This window comes from Citrobacter sp. Marseille-Q5395 (genome assembly GCF_947057495.1).
GTDB lineage: Bacteria > Pseudomonadota > Gammaproteobacteria > Enterobacterales > Enterobacteriaceae > Citrobacter > Citrobacter murliniae.
This window is the reverse complement of sequence record NZ_CAMSEL010000010.1, coordinates 193,343-208,973: the sequence shown is the minus strand read 5'-3', so window position 1 is coordinate 208,973 and position 15,631 is coordinate 193,343. Positions and strand designations below refer to the sequence as shown.

Annotated in this window: 17 protein-coding genes, 1 other RNA gene and 2 pseudogenes; 8 read left to right on the top strand and 12 right to left on the bottom strand. The window is 50.5% G+C overall.

Annotation, left to right across the window (positions count from 1 at the left end):
* Positions 1-370: 370 nt before the first annotated feature.
* The 4 genes from tomB (at position 371) to OH663_RS13440 (ending at position 2,317) form a co-directional block, all read left to right on the top strand.
* Positions 371-745: an Hha toxicity modulator TomB gene (gene tomB / locus OH663_RS13455; RefSeq protein ID WP_003021733.1), complete on the top strand. Its 375-nt coding sequence runs from the start codon at positions 371-373 to the stop codon at positions 743-745.
* Between the two features lie 27 nt (positions 746-772).
* On the top strand, positions 773-991 hold the full coding sequence (locus tag OH663_RS13450; protein WP_002892050.1) for an HHA domain-containing protein: 219 nt from the start codon (positions 773-775) through the stop codon (positions 989-991).
* Between the two features lie 187 nt (positions 992-1,178).
* Positions 1,179-1,730 carry a maltose O-acetyltransferase gene (gene maa, locus OH663_RS13445; RefSeq protein WP_200012200.1) on the top strand — a complete coding sequence of 184 codons (552 nt, stop codon included), beginning with the start codon at positions 1,179-1,181 and terminating at the stop codon, positions 1,728-1,730.
* A 116-nt stretch (positions 1,731-1,846) separates the two neighbouring features.
* Positions 1,847-2,317, top strand: a complete 471-nt coding sequence (locus tag OH663_RS13440) for a YlaC family protein (protein ID WP_045440622.1) — start codon at positions 1,847-1,849, stop codon at positions 2,315-2,317.
* Positions 2,318-2,383: 66 nt separating this feature from the next.
* On the opposite strand, the gene ykgO is transcribed toward OH663_RS13440, so the two are convergent.
* Positions 2,384-2,524: a type B 50S ribosomal protein L36 gene (ykgO, locus tag OH663_RS13435; RefSeq protein WP_005125190.1), complete on the bottom strand. Its 141-nt coding sequence runs from the start codon at positions 2,522-2,524 to the stop codon at positions 2,384-2,386.
* 1 nt (position 2,525) lies between these two features.
* Positions 2,526-2,786 (bottom strand): type B 50S ribosomal protein L31, encoded by a 261-nt coding sequence (locus OH663_RS13430; RefSeq protein WP_045440619.1) that lies wholly within the window; start codon positions 2,784-2,786, stop codon positions 2,526-2,528.
* A 187-nt stretch (positions 2,787-2,973) separates the two neighbouring features.
* On the opposite strand from OH663_RS13430, the pseudogene OH663_RS13425 reads away from it, so the two are divergent.
* A pseudogene (locus tag OH663_RS13425) lies at positions 2,974-4,535 on the top strand (EAL domain-containing protein).
* A 55-nt stretch (positions 4,536-4,590) separates the two neighbouring features.
* Here the strand turns inward: OH663_RS13425 and OH663_RS13420 are convergent.
* The gene (locus tag OH663_RS13420; protein WP_045440607.1) at positions 4,591-4,944 is read right to left on the bottom strand and encodes a DUF1428 domain-containing protein; all 354 of its coding nucleotides are present in this window, start codon (positions 4,942-4,944) and stop codon (positions 4,591-4,593) included.
* An 82-nt stretch (positions 4,945-5,026) separates the two neighbouring features.
* Positions 5,027-5,638, bottom strand: coding sequence for a membrane protein YczE (gene yczE, locus OH663_RS13415; protein ID WP_200012197.1), 612 nt, complete (start codon positions 5,636-5,638; stop codon positions 5,027-5,029).
* Between the two features lie 88 nt (positions 5,639-5,726).
* On the opposite strand from yczE, the gene yczR reads away from it, so the two are divergent.
* Entirely contained in the window at positions 5,727-7,154 is a 1,428-nt protein-coding gene (gene yczR / locus OH663_RS13410) for a MocR-like transcription factor YczR (RefSeq protein WP_200012195.1), read from the top strand.
* Between the two features lie 53 nt (positions 7,155-7,207).
* Here the strand turns inward: yczR and OH663_RS13405 are convergent, their stop codons facing one another.
* The 3 genes from OH663_RS13405 to ffs all read right to left on the bottom strand — a co-directional run bounded on the left by OH663_RS13405 (position 7,208) and on the right by ffs (position 7,969).
* A complete protein-coding gene (locus OH663_RS13405; RefSeq protein ID WP_045440600.1) occupies positions 7,208-7,426 on the bottom strand; it encodes a hypothetical protein in 219 nt (72 codons plus the stop codon).
* Complete coding sequence (locus tag OH663_RS13400; RefSeq protein WP_048221939.1) at positions 7,423-7,674, bottom strand: hypothetical protein; 252 nt, start codon at positions 7,672-7,674, stop codon at positions 7,423-7,425. The genes OH663_RS13405 and OH663_RS13400 overlap by 4 nt, the downstream gene beginning before the upstream one ends.
* A 198-nt stretch (positions 7,675-7,872) precedes the next feature.
* Positions 7,873-7,969, bottom strand: an RNA gene (gene ffs / locus OH663_RS13395) — signal recognition particle sRNA small type.
* Between the two features lie 84 nt (positions 7,970-8,053).
* Here ffs and OH663_RS13390 point away from each other — a divergent pair.
* Positions 8,054-8,443: pseudogene (locus tag OH663_RS13390) on the top strand (MGMT family protein).
* Between the two features lie 32 nt (positions 8,444-8,475).
* Here the strand turns inward: OH663_RS13390 and OH663_RS13385 are convergent.
* Positions 8,476-9,045 (bottom strand): YbaY family lipoprotein, encoded by a 570-nt coding sequence (locus OH663_RS13385; RefSeq protein ID WP_045440593.1) that lies wholly within the window; start codon positions 9,043-9,045, stop codon positions 8,476-8,478.
* Positions 9,046-9,257: 212 nt separating this feature from the next.
* On the opposite strand from OH663_RS13385, the gene tesB reads away from it, so the two are divergent.
* Entirely contained in the window at positions 9,258-10,118 is an 861-nt protein-coding gene (gene tesB, locus OH663_RS13380) for an acyl-CoA thioesterase II (protein WP_045440591.1), read from the top strand.
* A 60-nt stretch (positions 10,119-10,178) separates the two neighbouring features.
* Here tesB and amtB read toward each other — a convergent pair whose 3' ends face one another.
* The 4 genes from amtB to OH663_RS13360 form a co-directional block, all read right to left on the bottom strand.
* Entirely contained in the window at positions 10,179-11,465 is a 1,287-nt protein-coding gene (amtB, locus tag OH663_RS13375; RefSeq protein ID WP_048221942.1) for an ammonium transporter AmtB, read from the bottom strand.
* A gap of 31 nt (positions 11,466-11,496) precedes the next feature.
* A complete protein-coding gene (gene glnK, locus OH663_RS13370) occupies positions 11,497-11,835 on the bottom strand; it encodes a P-II family nitrogen regulator (RefSeq protein WP_002891893.1) in 339 nt (112 codons plus the stop codon).
* 244 nt (positions 11,836-12,079) lie between these two features.
* Positions 12,080-13,858, bottom strand: a complete 1,779-nt coding sequence (locus tag OH663_RS13365; RefSeq protein WP_200012193.1) for a SmdB family multidrug efflux ABC transporter permease/ATP-binding protein — start codon at positions 13,856-13,858, stop codon at positions 12,080-12,082.
* Positions 13,851-15,623 (bottom strand): SmdA family multidrug ABC transporter permease/ATP-binding protein, encoded by a 1,773-nt coding sequence (locus tag OH663_RS13360; RefSeq protein WP_045440579.1) that lies wholly within the window; start codon positions 15,621-15,623, stop codon positions 13,851-13,853. The genes OH663_RS13365 and OH663_RS13360 overlap by 8 nt, the downstream gene beginning before the upstream one ends.
* Between the last annotated feature and the right edge of the window lie 8 nt (positions 15,624-15,631).

Here is a 15,631-nt window from a genome sequence, read left to right as displayed (position 1 = left end):
GCTTAAAGGCTATTCTTAAAGAATCCTGAGGTTTCTTATTTACTTTAATAAATATTAAGATTAATCCTAGTCACTCATTGCATTGTAGACTGTTGCCTTTTGTTGCTAAACCTAAACAAGATAACCTGATGATTGCCCGAACAATAAAGAAATTGTTCCATTTCGAATACCTGTATTTATCAGTTAAAGTGTAAAAATGGAACTGCATCATAATTTGCCGTAAATGTAATTTTTCGTGATACGACGATGAAATCTTTTTTAGAGTAGATTATAGTTAAACCATCAGGAGTCGCGGGCAAGTTCCAGGTAGTTTGTTGTATCCATCCCGAAAGGTGTTCGGTTAGTTAAGCCTCTAAGAAGGGGATGCGTTATGGATGAATACTCACCCAAAAGACATGATATAGCACAGCTTAAATTTCTCTGTGAAACCCTGTATCATGACTGTCTTGCAAACCTTGAACAAAGCAACCATGGTTGGGTTAATGACCCGACTTCAGCAACCAGCTTGCAGCTCAATGAACTGATAGAGCATATTGCAACCTTCGCACTTAATTATAAAATTAAGTACAATGAGGACAATAAGCTGATCGCTCAGATTGATGAATACCTGGATGACACTTTTATGTTGTTCAGCAGTTATGGTATTAATACGCAGGATCTACAGAAATGGCGAAAGTCCGGTAATCGGTTGTTTCGCTGTTTTGTCAATGCCACCAGGGCTAATCCTGTAAGTTTGTCTTGTTAAAAATTATTACAATCATAGGTAAGAGTTATGTCCGATAAACCATTAACTAAAACTGATTATTTGATGCGCCTGCGACGCTGCCAGACAATAGACACACTTGAACGCGTTATTGAGAAAAATAAATATGAATTGTCTGACAATGAACTGGCTGTATTTTACTCAGCAGCAGATCATCGTCTTGCTGAATTGACCATGAATAAGCTGTACGACAAGATCCCAACTTCCGTTTGGAAATTCATTCGCTAATTGCTCACGAGGTTAAGTCAGGTATAGCGGTACATTTGTTTGTCTGACTGACCGTTTTCTCGTTTCTAACTATTACTTAACTCTAATCATGTGACAGTGATCACACAGAAGTACCGGGAACGTTCCCCTTAATTGCATTGCGTTTTAGTGTACTGAGATTAACCATCAGCAAACAGGAAAATGCGCAATGAGTGAGGAAAAGCAAAAGATGATCGCCGGCGAATTGTATCGCCCGGCAGACGATACTTTACGCAAAGATCGGCTTCGCGCACGCCAACTGATCCATCGATATAATTTCACCGCCCCCGATGAACAACATAAGCGGCAGGCTATTCTGCATGACCTGTTGGGTCAAAGCGAGGGAGCTTATATCGAACCTACATTTCGTTGCGATTACGGCTATAACATCTACCTCGGCAAAGAATTCTATGCCAATTTCGACTGCGTCATGCTTGATGTCTGCCCGATCCATATTGGCAATAACTGTATGCTTGCACCGGGAGTCCATATCTATACCGCAACCCACCCGCTGGATGCCGATGAGCGCAACAGTGGTAAGGAACTGGGAAAACCGGTGACTATCGGGAATAACGTCTGGATAGGTGGGCGAGCCGTGATAAATCCTGGCGTAACTCTGGGTGACAACGTCGTTGTTGCATCAGGTGCCGTAGTAACCAAAAGCGTCCCGGCAAATACCGTAGTTGGGGGTAATCCTGCGCGGGTCATCAAAACGTTGTGAACAGAAATGTAACTGTTATGCTAAATTGTGGTTAATCTGTTACTTTTTTCAGACAGGATCCCCTCTTAAAATAGGCCAATCCCTCCTGATTATTGAAGACATCACGAAGGCAAGAAATGACAGAAATACAGCGTCTGCTTACCGAAACAATCGACGACTTAAATATTCGCGAGAAGCGCGACAACAGACCGCGCTTTAGCATCAGCTTCATTCGCAAACATCCTGGGTTATTTATCGGCATGTATATTGCCTGGTTTGCTACGCTGGCGGTTATGCTGCAATCAGAAACACTGGTCGATTCAGTATGGTTGCTGGTGGTACTGTTCGTAATACTGAATGGTTTTTTCTTTTTTGACGTGGCACCGCGTTATCGCTTTGAGGATATTGACGTACTGGATTTCAGAGTCTGCTATAACGGCGAATGGTACAACACACGTTTTGTTCCATCCTCACTCATCGATACCATACTGCACTCTCCTCGGGTAGATAGTGAGCATAAAGCACAACTGCAAAAAATGATGACACGTAAAGGCGAACTCTCTTTCTACGACATCTTCACCCTGACCCGTGCACAGACCAGTCAGTAATCGCTAATAAAAAAAGTGCGTACCCGAATGGCACGCACTTGAGTCCCAGTGATGTTGGCAAAATAACTAACGTCTTTTCTTCCGACCCTGTACCGCTTTAAATCGCGGATTCGTTTTGCAGATGACGTACAAGCGCCCTTTGCGTTTGACAATCTGGCAGTCAGGATGTCGTTGTTTTGCGCTACGAAGTGAATTGAGTACCTGCATCTTAACCTCGCTTAGCGCCAATGAAATGGCCAAAACGTTTCTGGAAACGCGCCGCGCTACCTTCGTTATCGAAGGTTTTTTGTTTTCCGGTATAGTACGGGTGAGACTTAGAAGAGATATCAAGGGTAACGTATGGGTACACCTGGCCCTCAAACTCAATCTCACGTTCTGTTTTAATGGTCGAACCAACCTTAAAGTACTCATTGGCACTGGTGTCGTGAAACACCACGGTACGATAAAAAGGATGGATATCCGGTTTCATGATTACCTCAAATTGTTACGTTATAACATAACCAACAAAATACACCACTCCCGCACATATCTCAACCTGATTTGTACTATGGGTAATTAACAAGATGATAAATGGCCCTAAATATATGATACCCATCGAATAGCTTTTTTGGCTTTCAGATATACTTTCCATACGCTGTGTTAATAAGGACATCACTGTGACAACACGATATCTGATAGGTCTGATGACAGGTGTGCTTATTCTGTCCATCCTTGCGCCTGTTGGTTTAAGCCTGTGGCTGGCGCATCGTCAGGTCGAAACGAAATTTATTGATGAACTTGACTCCTTCACCAACAGGGTCGCTTTACGTACGGAAAGAGTCGGCGATCAGGCGAAAAAAGCATTACGCAAAATTGAAACTTTTCAGGGAGTACCTTGCGGAGAAGAACATTTGCTGGAAATGCGTCGATTGTCATACAGCTACCGTTATATTCAGGAAGTGCTGTATCTCAAGAACAACGTTCCACAATGCTCTTCCCTGGAGAAAAGGAGTCGGGCTGCCGCATTCCCACCGGCAATGAAAATCACGCGTGATGGTTACCAGGCATGGTTAACCACCCAAAACGATTTGGGCATCCAGCGTTTTATGGCGGCATTAGGCAGCGAGCATTATGTTGTGATGATCGATCCCAATTCCTTCATTGACGTCATTCCGTTTGGCTCATGGCCGATTGATGTCGCCATAATTGGCACCACGCGCAAAACGGTCGTCGCCAGTAGCGATAATCTCCCACCAGACATCTTGCATAACCTTCAAATAGATAATGCCATTACGCACTTAGAAAAAAATGGCGTTATCTATAATGCCCGCCCCTTCCCCGAATTAGGCATCACTATCGTAAGCTGGGCATCGACACTGCCTCTGCAAAAAATATGGCACAGACAGGCGCTTATCTGGCTCCCGGCGGGGATTATTATTGGTCTGTTAACTGCCGCATTTATTCTGAGCATTTTTCGTCGCTTACAGTCCCCTCGTCACCAGCTGCAGGAAGCTATCCGTCATCGGGATATTAAAGTTTATTATCAGCCGATTATTTCGCTCAGGACCGGAAAAGTGGTCGGAGCCGAGGCGCTGGCCCGTTGGCCCGTTGGCCACAGGCTGACGGGAGTTTCCTCTCACCGGAGATTTTCGTCGGACTGGCGGAGCAAACCGGGCTGTCAAAGCAACTTACTCAGTTGATTATTGAAAGCGTATTCGACGATTTGGGTAAATGGCTACACCAGCATCCAGAACAGCATATATCCATCAATCTTGAGTCAGACAACCTGACATCAGAAACCCTCCCAACCCTGTTAAGCCAGAAGGTAAATCACTGGCAGATCAAACCTTCGCAAATCGCCCTGGAACTGACCGAACGCGCATTTGCCGATCCGAAAACCAGTGCACCGTTTATCGCCAGATACCGCCAGGCGGGGCATTCTATTTACATTGATGACTTTGGCACCGGCTACTCCAGCCTAAGTTATTTACAAGATCTGGATGTGGATATTCTGAAGATAGACAAATCGTTCGTGGATGCACTGGAATACAATAACGTGACTCCGCATATTATCGAGATAGCCAAAACGCTGAAGCTGGAAATGGTGGCGGAAGGTATTGAGACCGCAAATCAGGAAAGCTGGTTACGTGATCATGGCGTGCAGTACGGTCAGGGCTGGCTTTACAGCAAAGCTCTGGTGAAACAAGAATTTATATTGTGGGCAGAAAAGCGGCTTTAGCGTGGCGCTGATAAGCGGTTGAGATGGCTGGCGGCACGCCGCACAGCCAGTCACGTCAGTCATCCATAATGGGCGAGAATCCACCGTAGATCATGCGTTTGCCATCAAATGGCATGGACTCACCGAACTCCTTCATACGGGGATCGGACATCATCTTCTGATTCGCCGCGTCACGCACCTCTTTTGAAGGATATTCAATCCAGCTAAATACCACTTCTTCATGATCCTGCGCTTGCACTGCCATGCGAAAATCGGTCAACTTGCCGTCGGGGACATCATCCGCCCAGCACTCCACAACGCGCAATGCACCGAACTCCTTGAAAAGCGGAGCAGCTTTTGCCGCCATCGCGATATACGCCTCCTTGTTTTCAGCGGGTACGGCAACAACAAAACCATCGACATACTTCATGAGAAAAACCTCCGAAGTGTACTGCGCGGCAAGCCGATTCCGACCGCGTCAGTAGAGGTTAAGTTTAGTCGCCCACGTGGGATCATGCCGCAGGCTTATCGCGAACCCGAATACGAGATTGCGGTTGATGCCGAAACCACGGCAGGCAAAGCTGAATTAACGGACCAATAGCCAGCGCATACAATACCGTCCCTACCCCCACGGTCCCACCGAGTAGCCAGCCTGTGAGCAAAACCGACACTTCGATTGCGGTACGAATGGTTCGGACTGACCAGCCAGTACGCGCATGAATACCCGTCATCAGACCATCACGCGGCCCAGCACCAAAACCAGCGCCAATATACAGGCTGGTCGCCAGCGCATTCAGTATCACTGCGGAAACTAACAACCCGCTGCGCGTAAGAAGAGATTCAAATTGCGGAATAACCATCAGCGCCACATCTGCAGCCAGGCCGATCATAATGACATTACTCAGTGTGCCAAACCCCGGGCGCTGACGCAGTGGTATCCACAGCAGGAGCACCAGAACTCCAACGGCAATGATCACCACACCGATATTCATCTTCAGTAAATTCGCCACACCAAGGTGGAAAACGTTCCAGGGATCGGCCCCTAAATCCGCACGCACAAACATAGCTGTCGACACACCATAAAGCGCCAGCCCTATATACAGTTGAAGTAAACGACGCAGCATGCTTTTCCCCTGTCTCCGCTCAGATAACCTTCATCTTCGCTGCAATTGGCACTATGATTAATGTCCAGTTTTCAAAAAGTGGACTGCTATGTCATCTCGCCGCTACGGAAGTCAGTCTCTTCAACGCCTGCTTGGTCACTGGCAGGAAGTCCCTTCGCGGATGCCTCTCTGGCGGCAGCTGGCAGAAGCGCTGCGTCTACTTATACTCGACGGTCGGCTGGCACTGGATAGTCGATTGCCCGGCGAACGCGAACTCGCTGCCGTTTTGGAAGTGAGCCGGACAACCATCGCCAGCGCCCTGGCGCAGCTACGTGAAGAAGGGTATCTCGAAAGCCGCCACGGTAGTGGTTCAAGGGTGATCCTACCGGAACATATTCGCCTGGTCCCAACAAGGATGCACACCAGTACAGCGCTCGATCTCTCTACCGCGGCGCTCAGCGCCGGTCCGGAAATTCATCAGGCTTACCAGCAGGCGCTGTTTGCTATGCCGCAACACCTGCTGAGTTCGGGCTATCTGCCGCAGGGATTACCTTCTTTGCGTGAATCCATCGCCCAACATTATTGCGAACGCGGATTACCCACGCAGGCTGATGAGATAATGGTAGTGAATGGTGCGGTCAGCGGATTGGCGTTGATCCTGCGATTGCTCACGGGGCCAGGCGATCGCGTACTGGTTGATCATCCCACGTATCCGCTTGCCATTGCTGCGATTCAGGGTGCATCCTGCCGCCCCGTCGGTGTGTCACTGCCTGAACACGGCTGGGATACAGCCGGTCTGGTCGCCACTATCGCGCAAACTGCCCCGAGAATGGCCTACCTGATGCCAGATTTTCACAATCCAACCGGACGCTGTATGGATGCTGCAACTCGCCAGGTCGTGGCCGATATCGCCGCCAGAACACATACAACACTGGTTGTGGACGAAACCATGGTCAACCTGTGGTACGACGCACCACCGCCACCTCCGCTCGCCGCATACAATCGCGACGCCCCCATCATTCTGCTGGGTTCCGCGGGTAAGAGCTTCTGGGGAGGACTACGTCTGGGCTGGGTTCGCGCATCGTCACGTACTATTGCCGCGCTGGTACAGACCCGCGATACATTTGATCTGGGTTCACCCGTTCTTGAGCAACTCGCCACCGGCTGGCTGTTGGATAACGCAGCCACTTTTCTTCCCGACAGAAGACAGTTGCTCACGACAAGACGTGATTTGTGCCGTGCTCTGATGAGCTCGCATTTCCCAGAGTGGCGTTTTACCCACCCAGAGGGAGGATTATCTTTCTGGGTCGAATTACCTGACACGCTGGCGACATTATTTGCCACTCGTGCAGAAAATGCAGGCATTCAGCTTGGTATCGGAACGCGTTTCGGTCTGGCTGGCGCATTCGATCGCTTCTTACGCATGCCTTTCGCGCTACCGGATGACACAATGCGTTCAGCCTTTAAGACGTTACAACCAATTTGGGATGACCTGCGCTTACAGGCCAGTAGTGGAAAACTACGCAAAATAATCTAAGTAACGAGCCTAAAGGCTCGTTACTTGCCATTGCCCATTAGAGGCAGACAACATTACTGTTGGCGGGGAACCGGGAAGCCTTTCAGGGAGATAATAAAATTATCGCCGTCTTTTTTAATCTTTGCCCCAGCATCACACCAGTCAGAAGCGATACGGAAAAATTCATCACTGCCGACATTCCAGCTCAGGCGAACATGCTTCACATAACCGGAACGCAGCAATTCACAGGCTTCGCCATAATTACAGGCGCTTGAGAGCGGTTGTTGTTTCATTTTTTCTTCTTCAGTAATCTGCGCAATGCTTTAATTTCTTTAGGAGTCAGTGCATCAACCACGGATTCTTCCGTATGCTGGCTGTCAATATCATCAGCGGAGACTCCCGCCTCTTCTACTGCGGAAAATGCAATAAGCAGCAGCTTTTCCGTTGATATACTTAAATTTTCATTATTCACTTCAGCGTAATGGCGAAGTTTTTCTTTTAGCGCTTCATCAATTTTGACGTTCAATACTGCGGTAGGCATCGTAATAAATCCTTGTGGTCAGCCAAAGCATAGCGGGTACAAGACCCATATCTTTCCGGCGAGATTGAGGCAGTAAAAACATCAAATAACATCCCTGAAACACAGTGACAGCATTTGATGACAATAAAATGACATTACGATGACAAGAAAGAGAAGATTAAGAGAAGGAGATTGCAGTAAAGCAGAATTGGGTGGGGGCCCTGCCAGCTACATCCCGGCACACACGTCATCTGCCTTGGCTGCTTCCTTCCGGACCTGACCTGGTAAACAGAGTAGTGTTGCGGGAGAACCAACAGAGCCCCCATTGAGAGCGTTGTTAACCAACGCGCAGGCGCATTATCACTGCTGCACCCTGTAATTGCAACCCATCCAGCATCGGATGCTGTTTTCTTGTGCAATGAGGCTTCACTCCCTCGCCATTCCGGATTATGCTGGAAGATTATTGCAGGAATAAATGATGGATATACAAGACTCTTTCCCCCAACGCGTCTGGCAAATCGTCGCCTCAATCCCGGAAGGATTTGTCACCACTTATGGTGATGTCGCCCGGCTCGCCGGTTCACCGCGAGCAGCGCGCCAGGTGGGAGGTGTGCTAAAGAGACTCCCGGAAGGCAGCACCCTGCCCTGGTATCGAGTTGTCAATCGCCATGGCGCAATATCCCTGACCGGTCCCGATCTACAACGACAGCGTCAGGCATTGCTGGCGGAAGGTGTGGTGGTTTCAGGTAGTGGGCAAATCGATTTGCAACGGTATCGCTGGGTGTATTAACCCTCTCCTGACGGAGAGGGTTGTAAACTGCATTAATACTGCGTCGGAGCAGGAACGGCAGAAGAAGGATTCACCTGGGTCGGAGAAGTCGAAGGAACCGTAGTCGCTGCCCCGCCACCTGCCTGCACCGGTACTTCCGTATGCTGAACAGGAACCAGCGTCAGATCGGCTTTAGTTCCGCCCTGATTGATGACTGGTTGAACAGTATCGGTAATAAAGACCAGCTTATCATTCACCATGATAGCCGCACTCAGCAGGATGCGGGCATTGGGCTGAATATCTGCCGGGTTAAACGGGAGCACGAAGCTGAATGGCGCTTGCTTGCCCTCGGTTCGAACCGCTTTTTGTGACAGCACTTTTGACGGAGCATCGGCCAGTGAAGCATCCGACAGCGTGACGGTCAGCACAGCATCCGGTGGCAAAGCGACTTTCTGGCGGATCCAAACTGTACCAGAAACATTCGGCTGTTGAATTTTTGACTGTGTGTCAGCAATTGACGTATTAGGGCTTGGCGCAGGTGTCTGAATATCTGCACTTTTATCAGCACAGGCCGCCAGCGCGACCGCAACCGCTAAACCACTTACCATGTGCACGAGTTTCATTAAATTCTCCTTATCATCTATGCACCAGCGAGAACTATCCCCGCCAGAAGAGTGGTTAACAAAAACATAACGTGACTAAGTGTGGCACAAATCAGCTATTTTTGCCTGTAATAGACCTGTTATTCAGACAATTGCACCCATCGGACCACTTTCAAAATTGCGTTATACTCTGCCTACCTCGCTGCGACATCGATATCACCTGGAGAGCACGTATGAGTCTGGCACTGAAAAATTTGCTGACATTGTTGAATCTGGAAAAAATTGAAGAAGGACTCTTTCGGGGCCAAAGTGAAGACTTAGGGTTGCGTCAGGTTTTTGGGGGACAGGTCGTCGGCCAGGCGCTGTACGCCGCAAAAGAGACCGTGCCGGAAGAACGTCTGGTGCACTCTTTCCATAGCTACTTTTTACGCCCGGGAGATAGCCAAAAACCGATAATCTACGATGTAGAAGTTCTGCGCGATGGTAACAGCTTCAGCGCTCGCCGCATTGCCGCTATTCAGAACGGGAAACCCATTTTTTATATGACCGCCTCTTTTCAGGCGCCGGAAGAGGGGTTTGAACATCAAAAAACCATGCCTGCCGCACCGGGCCCAGAAGAGCTGAAATCGGAAACGGAAATTGCCCGCTCTGTGGCTCATCTGCTGCCGCCGCTGTTGAAAGAAAAGTTTATCAACGACCGTCCGCTGGAGGTTCGTCCAGTAGAGTTTCATAACCCGTTAAAAGGTCATGTTGCCGAACCAACCCGTCAGGTGTGGATCCGTGCCAACGGCACGCTGCAGGACGATTTGCGCGTACATCAATACCTCCTTGGCTACGCTTCTGATCTGAATTTCCTGCCCGTTGCGCTGCAACCGTACGGTATTGGTTTCCTGGAGAAAGGTATTCAAATAGCCACTATCGACCATTCGATGTGGTTCCATCGTCCTTTCAATATCAATGAATGGTTGCTGTATAACGTGGAGAGCACTTCCGCCTCCGGAGCCAGGGGCTTTGTTCGTGGGGAGTTTTATACTCAGGACGGCGTGCTGGTAGCTTCTACCGTACAGGAAGGGGTCATGCGTAACCGTAATTAATAAATGCCGGTTTCGGCCTACAAGCATACTCGTTGTAGGCCGAAACCAGCAGTCGAGGGATCACGCATTGTAGGCGTTTTCACCGTGGCTGTTAACATCCAGCCCTTCACGCTCCTGCTCTTCCGGTACACGCAGCCCCACGGTCATATCTGCCAGCTTATAACCGATGAACGCCACCACGCCGGACCAGACGATGGTAATCGCTACACTTTCCAGTTGAACCAGTAGCTGATGCCCCATTGTAACGCCTTCAGCAAAGCCCACTCCCCCCAGCGAGCTGGCTGCAAATACCCCGGTCAGGATACAGCCAACAATGCCGCAGACACCGTGGACACCGAACACGTCACAGGGGTCATCGACACGCAGAAAACGTTTCAGCATCGTCACACCCCACAAACCAGCCAGACCGGCAATGACTCCGATGATCAGCGCACCACCAACTCCGATATAGCCACAGGCAGGCGTCACGCCAACCAGACCTGCAATAGCACCGGAGCATGCACCTAATAAAGATGGTTTGCCACGCAATGCCCACTCACCGAAGATCCACCCCAGGATGGCAGCAGCAGTGGCAACAACGGTATTCACAAATGCCAGCGCAGCGATTTCATTTGCCGTTCCTGCAGAACCGGCATTAAAACCAAACCAGCCGATATAGAGGATAGCGGTACCGGTAAAGACCATTGGCAGGTTATGCGGTTTAAAGGCTTCTTTGCCAAACCCAACACGTTTGCCAATCAGATAAGCCCCAACTAAACCGGCAATCGCCGCGTTAATATGTACAACCGTTCCGCCGGCAAAATCCAGAGCGCCATGGGAAGCCAGCAGTCCACCACCCCATACCATATGCGCGATAGGGATGTAGGAAAGCGTTAGCCACACCACCACAAAAATCAGTACCGCAGAGAAGCGGATTCGTTCAGCCAGTGCACCAACGATAAGCCCAACGGTAATGCAGGCGAACGAGCCCTGGAAAGCAACGTGGATATACTGATAGAAACTCCCCGTAACCGCCGTCAGCGCGATGCTTTTCAGCATTACCCAGTTGAAGTTACCGAAGAAATTATTCCCCTCGCCAAAAGCCAGCGAGTAGCCATAAACAACCCATAAAATGCAGACCAGCGCGAACGTCACTGTGACCTGAGTCAGCATCGATAAGACGTTCTTACCGCGAATCAAACCGCCGTAGAACAGCGCGATGCCCGGAATGGTCATAAACAGCACCAATGCGGTGCAAATCATCATAAAGGCATTATCAGCTTTATCTGCGACTGCCGGTGCCGCCATCGCCAGCCCCGGCAGCAACGCCAGTGAAGCAATACCCGTTTTCATCGTTGCTATCTTCATTTTTTGGTTTCCTATCACTGTGTGCCAGAAGTTACAGTGCGGCTTCGTCGGCTTCGCCGGTACGAATGCGAATCACACGTTGCAGCTCGGCGACGAATATTTTGCCGTCGCCAATTTTTCCGGTGTAGGCCGCCTTACTGATAACATCAATAACTTCATCAAGCTGGTCGTCGGCAATTGCCACATCAATCTTCACCTTCGGTAAAAAATTGACGCTGTATTCGGCCCCCCGGTACAACTCGGCATGGCCCTTCTGTCGTCCAAAGCCCTTCACTTCGGTGACGGTCAGCCCCTGAATACCAATAGACGACAGTGCTTCACGGACGTCTTCCAGTTTGAACGGTTTGATTACCACGGTAACCAGCTTCATAGATCCCCTCCAGTCAGAATTCAGTAGTGGCTGCAGATACACGGGATGAATATTGCAAGGGGTGTGCCAGGAATCGAAAAAACAGAAATGGACCGTTATTTAGTGCAGAAAACAGGGGTTCGAGTTGAAAGGCTGAAACGTGATGTACATCAGAAACAATAAATGGAAAGAAAAACGCACCATGACAGTGCATGATGCGTTATTTTTTTGCACCAACAGCGTTGGCTACAGCGAAGCTGGTGCATCAGGCGATAAGCGAGTCCTCTTGCGCGCTGGCCGCCAGCTCTTCACCGGCTAACTGCAGTTGATACATCTGCCAGTATCGCCCTTGCGCCGTCAGTAATTGCTGATGCGTACCGCGTTCAACGGCCTGACCACGGTGCAGCACCAGAATAGTGTCTGCATCCACAATCGTCGATAACCGGTGCGCAATCACCACCAGCGTAGTGTGTTCACGTACCGCCGCCAGTGCCTGCTGAATTGCCTGTTCCGTTCCCGAGTCAATACTGGCGGTGGCTTCATCCAGGATCAGTACCTGCGGCGTTTCAACCAGTACCCGCGCCAGCGCTAACAGCTGTTTCTGCCCGACGGACAAATTATTCCCTTGCTCACCCAGTCGGGTGTGAATGCCATCACTCAGGCCACGAGCCAGTTCCGCCAGTTGCACGGTCTCAAGTGCCTGCCAGACCCTATCTTCTGAAATATCACGCCCCAGCGTGACGTTAGCCAGAAAGGTATCTGCCATCACCACCGGATCCTGTTGCACCATCGCTACCCCCTGACGCAGGACGTCATGACTCAATGAGGAGAGAGGTCGTCCGTCAAGACGGATTTCCCCTTGAGTCAGCGGGTAGTAGCCCATCAGCAGGCTGGCGAGCGTACTCTTGCCGCTTCCGGTATGTCCGACCAGTGCCACAAAACTGCGCGAAGGAACAGACAGGTTGATATTTTGCAGGACCAGATTGTCATCGCGATAAGCAAATGACACATTATCAACCTCAATATTTCCACTCCTCAGAGGTTGCTCATCCTTGCCATATTGCTGGCGCGGCCCATCCATCAGTTCAAAAACACGTTCACCGGCGACAACTGCTTGTTGCAGCATCGATTGCTGAGTCGTCAGCTCGATCAGAGGTTCGTTCAGACGCCCGAGATAACTGATAAACGCATACAGAACCCCGACTTCAATTGTGCTGCCAGACGTGAAGCTGAACAGCATTAATAAACCACAAAGGATCAGCGCAGAAAAAAGGCTAAGCAACGGTCGTAATAAAAAACCGTCCAGTCGCAGGGTCTGCATTCGCGCCATATAGTGCGAACGGCTGGCCTCGCCCATTCTTTCACCAAAGCGCGCCTGCTGGCGGAACTGCTGGATCACGCTCATACCGTTAATGACTTCGTTAAAGCCATCGTTAATGTCCGCCAGATAGGCGCGAACGCGGCGCACAATAGGTGTGCTGTAACGCTGATAGATCACCATCACCACCAGCACAGCGGGGAAAATAGCCATTGCCACCAGCGCCATACGCCATTCCAGACTGAACATTGCCACCAGCATGGCGCCAATTAAGGCGGCACTGCGCAGAACCGTCGCCACTACCGTCACGTACAGGTCGCGAATAACTTCAGTGTCGTTGGTTACGCGGGAGATAAGCTGCCCGACAGGCTGGGTGTCAAATTCGCTCAGTGGCTGGCGCAACGCGGCATCCATAACATCCGTACGTAGCTGCTGCACCACACCGACAGCGGCCTGGTTAAACAGCAGTGACTGCGCGTAGTGCAAACCCGCAGCCAGCAGTTGCAGACCTATGTAAGCCGCGACCAACCCGGCGACCATCGCTAACGGCAGGTTGTTTTTCGCCACCATGTTATCGATGAAATAGCTAATCAACAGCGGACCACTGACTTCGGCCGCCGCGGCTACCCACAGCATGACCACCGCAATGGCCAGCGGTTTTCGCCACGGTGATCCATACACCAGCAGCCTTTTCAGGGTCGGCCATAATTGCCCAAAGCTACGCATTAGCCGCCTCCTCATTTATTTCCGGGGCGTCAGACAGCGCCGCTTCCAGCTGTTGATAACGGTACATATCACGATACCAGCCAGGTTGCTGCACCAAATAATCATGTTCTCCACGCTGGGTAATATGTCCATGCTGCATCACAATAATCTCGCTGGCTTCCGTCAAAGCAGACAGGCGGTGAGCGCTGATAATAACGGTTCTCCCTTCGCCCCACTGCCGCAGGTTGTGCAGGATCTGATGCTCAGTACGACCATCTACCGCCGACAGGGCATCGTCCAGAATCAGGATTTCCGCATTGAGCAGCAACGCGCGGGCGATGGAAATACGCTGTTTTTGCCCACCTGACAGCATAACGCCACGCTCACCGACTTCGGTGTCATACCCCTGGGGAAGACGTAAAATATCCTCGTGTACGCTGGCTAAGCGCGCCACATGTTCAATCTCGTCCTGCGTCGCCTGCGGGCGTCCAAGCGCAATGTTGTTGGCGACCGTATCCGAAAACAAAAATGGTGTCTGACTAACAACTGCCAGCCGACTGCGCCAGCTATCAAGCTGTAAGCGCGTTAACGGAATATCATGAAAACGCACATCGCCCTGCGTAATATCGAAGTGGCGCTGGATCAGCGCCAGAATGGTACTTTTTCCTGCACCTGTCGGACCACAGATACCCAGCATCTGCCCAGGCTTAAGCTGAAAGCTGACGTTTTCAAGCGTTGGGTGAGTCATTAACGGATAGCTGAATTCGCGGATCGCTACCGACAATTCTCCACGACCTTCCGGCACCGACTCCACGCCATCATCTACCACAGGAGCTTCGGCAAGCATGGCACGAATGCGGCTGTACGCAGCGCTACCGCGCTCGACGATGTTAAACATCCACGCCAGCGCCAGCATTGGCCAAATCATCAAACCGAGATACATCATAAAACTGGTCAACTGACCTAGCGTCAGCGATCCGTGAACCACCATCCAGCTTCCGCCGCCAATTGCCAGCAGGTTCGCCATGCCAATAGCGATATAAATTGTTGGGTCAAAGCGGGCATCAATACGCGCAACGCGCATATTTTTCTTCCCGGTATCTTCGGCGTCTGCCGCAAATAAGGCCGACTGACGGTCTTCCAGGCCAAAGGCTTTAATCATGCGAATGCTGGTCAGGCTCTCCTGAGTACGATCGTTAAGGCTGGAGAATGCCGCCTGCGCCAGTTTAAAGCGGTTATGCAACCTATCGCCGTAACGTTTAATCATCAGTGCCATCACCGGCATCGGCAATAAGGCGATTAGCGTAAGCTGCCAGCTAATTTGCGTCGACATCACGATCAATACCGCACATCCCATCACCAGTGAGTCCACCAACGTCAGTACACCTTCCCCGGCAGCAAACACCACCCGGTCGACATCGTTAGTGGCGCGCGCCATCAGATCACCCGTGCGATGGCGCAGATAAAACTCAGGATGCTGGCGGCTAAGCTGGCGGTAATAATCTTCTCGCAGCTCGACAGCAAGCTGATAGGAAGCACCAAACAGCAGTACGCGCCAGACATAGCGCAGCAAATAGACCACCACAGCGATCAGAGCAATCGTGCCGATCCACAAGAGCACTTGTTCAGTCGTGAACTGCTGAGTGCTGACGCCATCCACAATAATACCCACAACTTTTGGTGGAATAAGCTGAAGGATAGCGATGATGATAAGCAAGGCCACTGCCCCGAGGTAGCGACGCCACTCCCGACGAAAGTACCAGCTTAATTGAGCAAATAATCGCACGCGTTATG

Coding starts and splice junctions, on each gene's coding strand:
- OH663_RS13420 (WP_045440607.1), bottom strand. CDS start 4,944: ATGAAGTATGTCGATGGTTTTGTTGTTGCCGTACCCGCTGAAAACAAG.
- maa (WP_200012200.1), top strand. CDS start 1,179: ATGAGTGAGGAAAAGCAAAAGATGATCGCCGGCGAATTGTATCGCCCG.
- OH663_RS13365 (WP_200012193.1), bottom strand. CDS start 13,858: ATGCGTAGCTTTGGGCAATTATGGCCGACCCTGAAAAGGCTGCTGGTG.
- amtB (WP_048221942.1), bottom strand. CDS start 11,465: ATGAAGATAGCAACGATGAAAACGGGTATTGCTTCACTGGCGTTGCTG.
- tomB (WP_003021733.1), top strand. CDS start 371: ATGGATGAATACTCACCCAAAAGACATGATATAGCACAGCTTAAATTT.
- OH663_RS13405 (WP_045440600.1), bottom strand. CDS start 7,426: ATGAAACAACAACCGCTCTCAAGCGCCTGTAATTATGGCGAAGCCTGT.
- ykgO (WP_005125190.1), bottom strand. CDS start 2,524: ATGCAGGTACTCAATTCACTTCGTAGCGCAAAACAACGACATCCTGAC.
- glnK (WP_002891893.1), bottom strand. CDS start 11,835: ATGAAGCTGGTTACCGTGGTAATCAAACCGTTCAAACTGGAAGACGTC.
- yczE (WP_200012197.1), bottom strand. CDS start 5,638: ATGCTGCGTCGTTTACTTCAACTGTATATAGGGCTGGCGCTTTATGGT.
- OH663_RS13430 (WP_045440619.1), bottom strand. CDS start 2,786: ATGAAACCGGATATCCATCCTTTTTATCGTACCGTGGTGTTTCACGAC.
- yczR (WP_200012195.1), top strand. CDS start 5,727: ATGTCATCTCGCCGCTACGGAAGTCAGTCTCTTCAACGCCTGCTTGGT.
- OH663_RS13440 (WP_045440622.1), top strand. CDS start 1,847: ATGACAGAAATACAGCGTCTGCTTACCGAAACAATCGACGACTTAAAT.
- OH663_RS13385 (WP_045440593.1), bottom strand. CDS start 9,045: ATGAAACTCGTGCACATGGTAAGTGGTTTAGCGGTTGCGGTCGCGCTG.
- OH663_RS13450 (WP_002892050.1), top strand. CDS start 773: ATGTCCGATAAACCATTAACTAAAACTGATTATTTGATGCGCCTGCGA.
- tesB (WP_045440591.1), top strand. CDS start 9,258: ATGAGTCTGGCACTGAAAAATTTGCTGACATTGTTGAATCTGGAAAAA.
- OH663_RS13400 (WP_048221939.1), bottom strand. CDS start 7,674: ATGCCTACCGCAGTATTGAACGTCAAAATTGATGAAGCGCTAAAAGAA.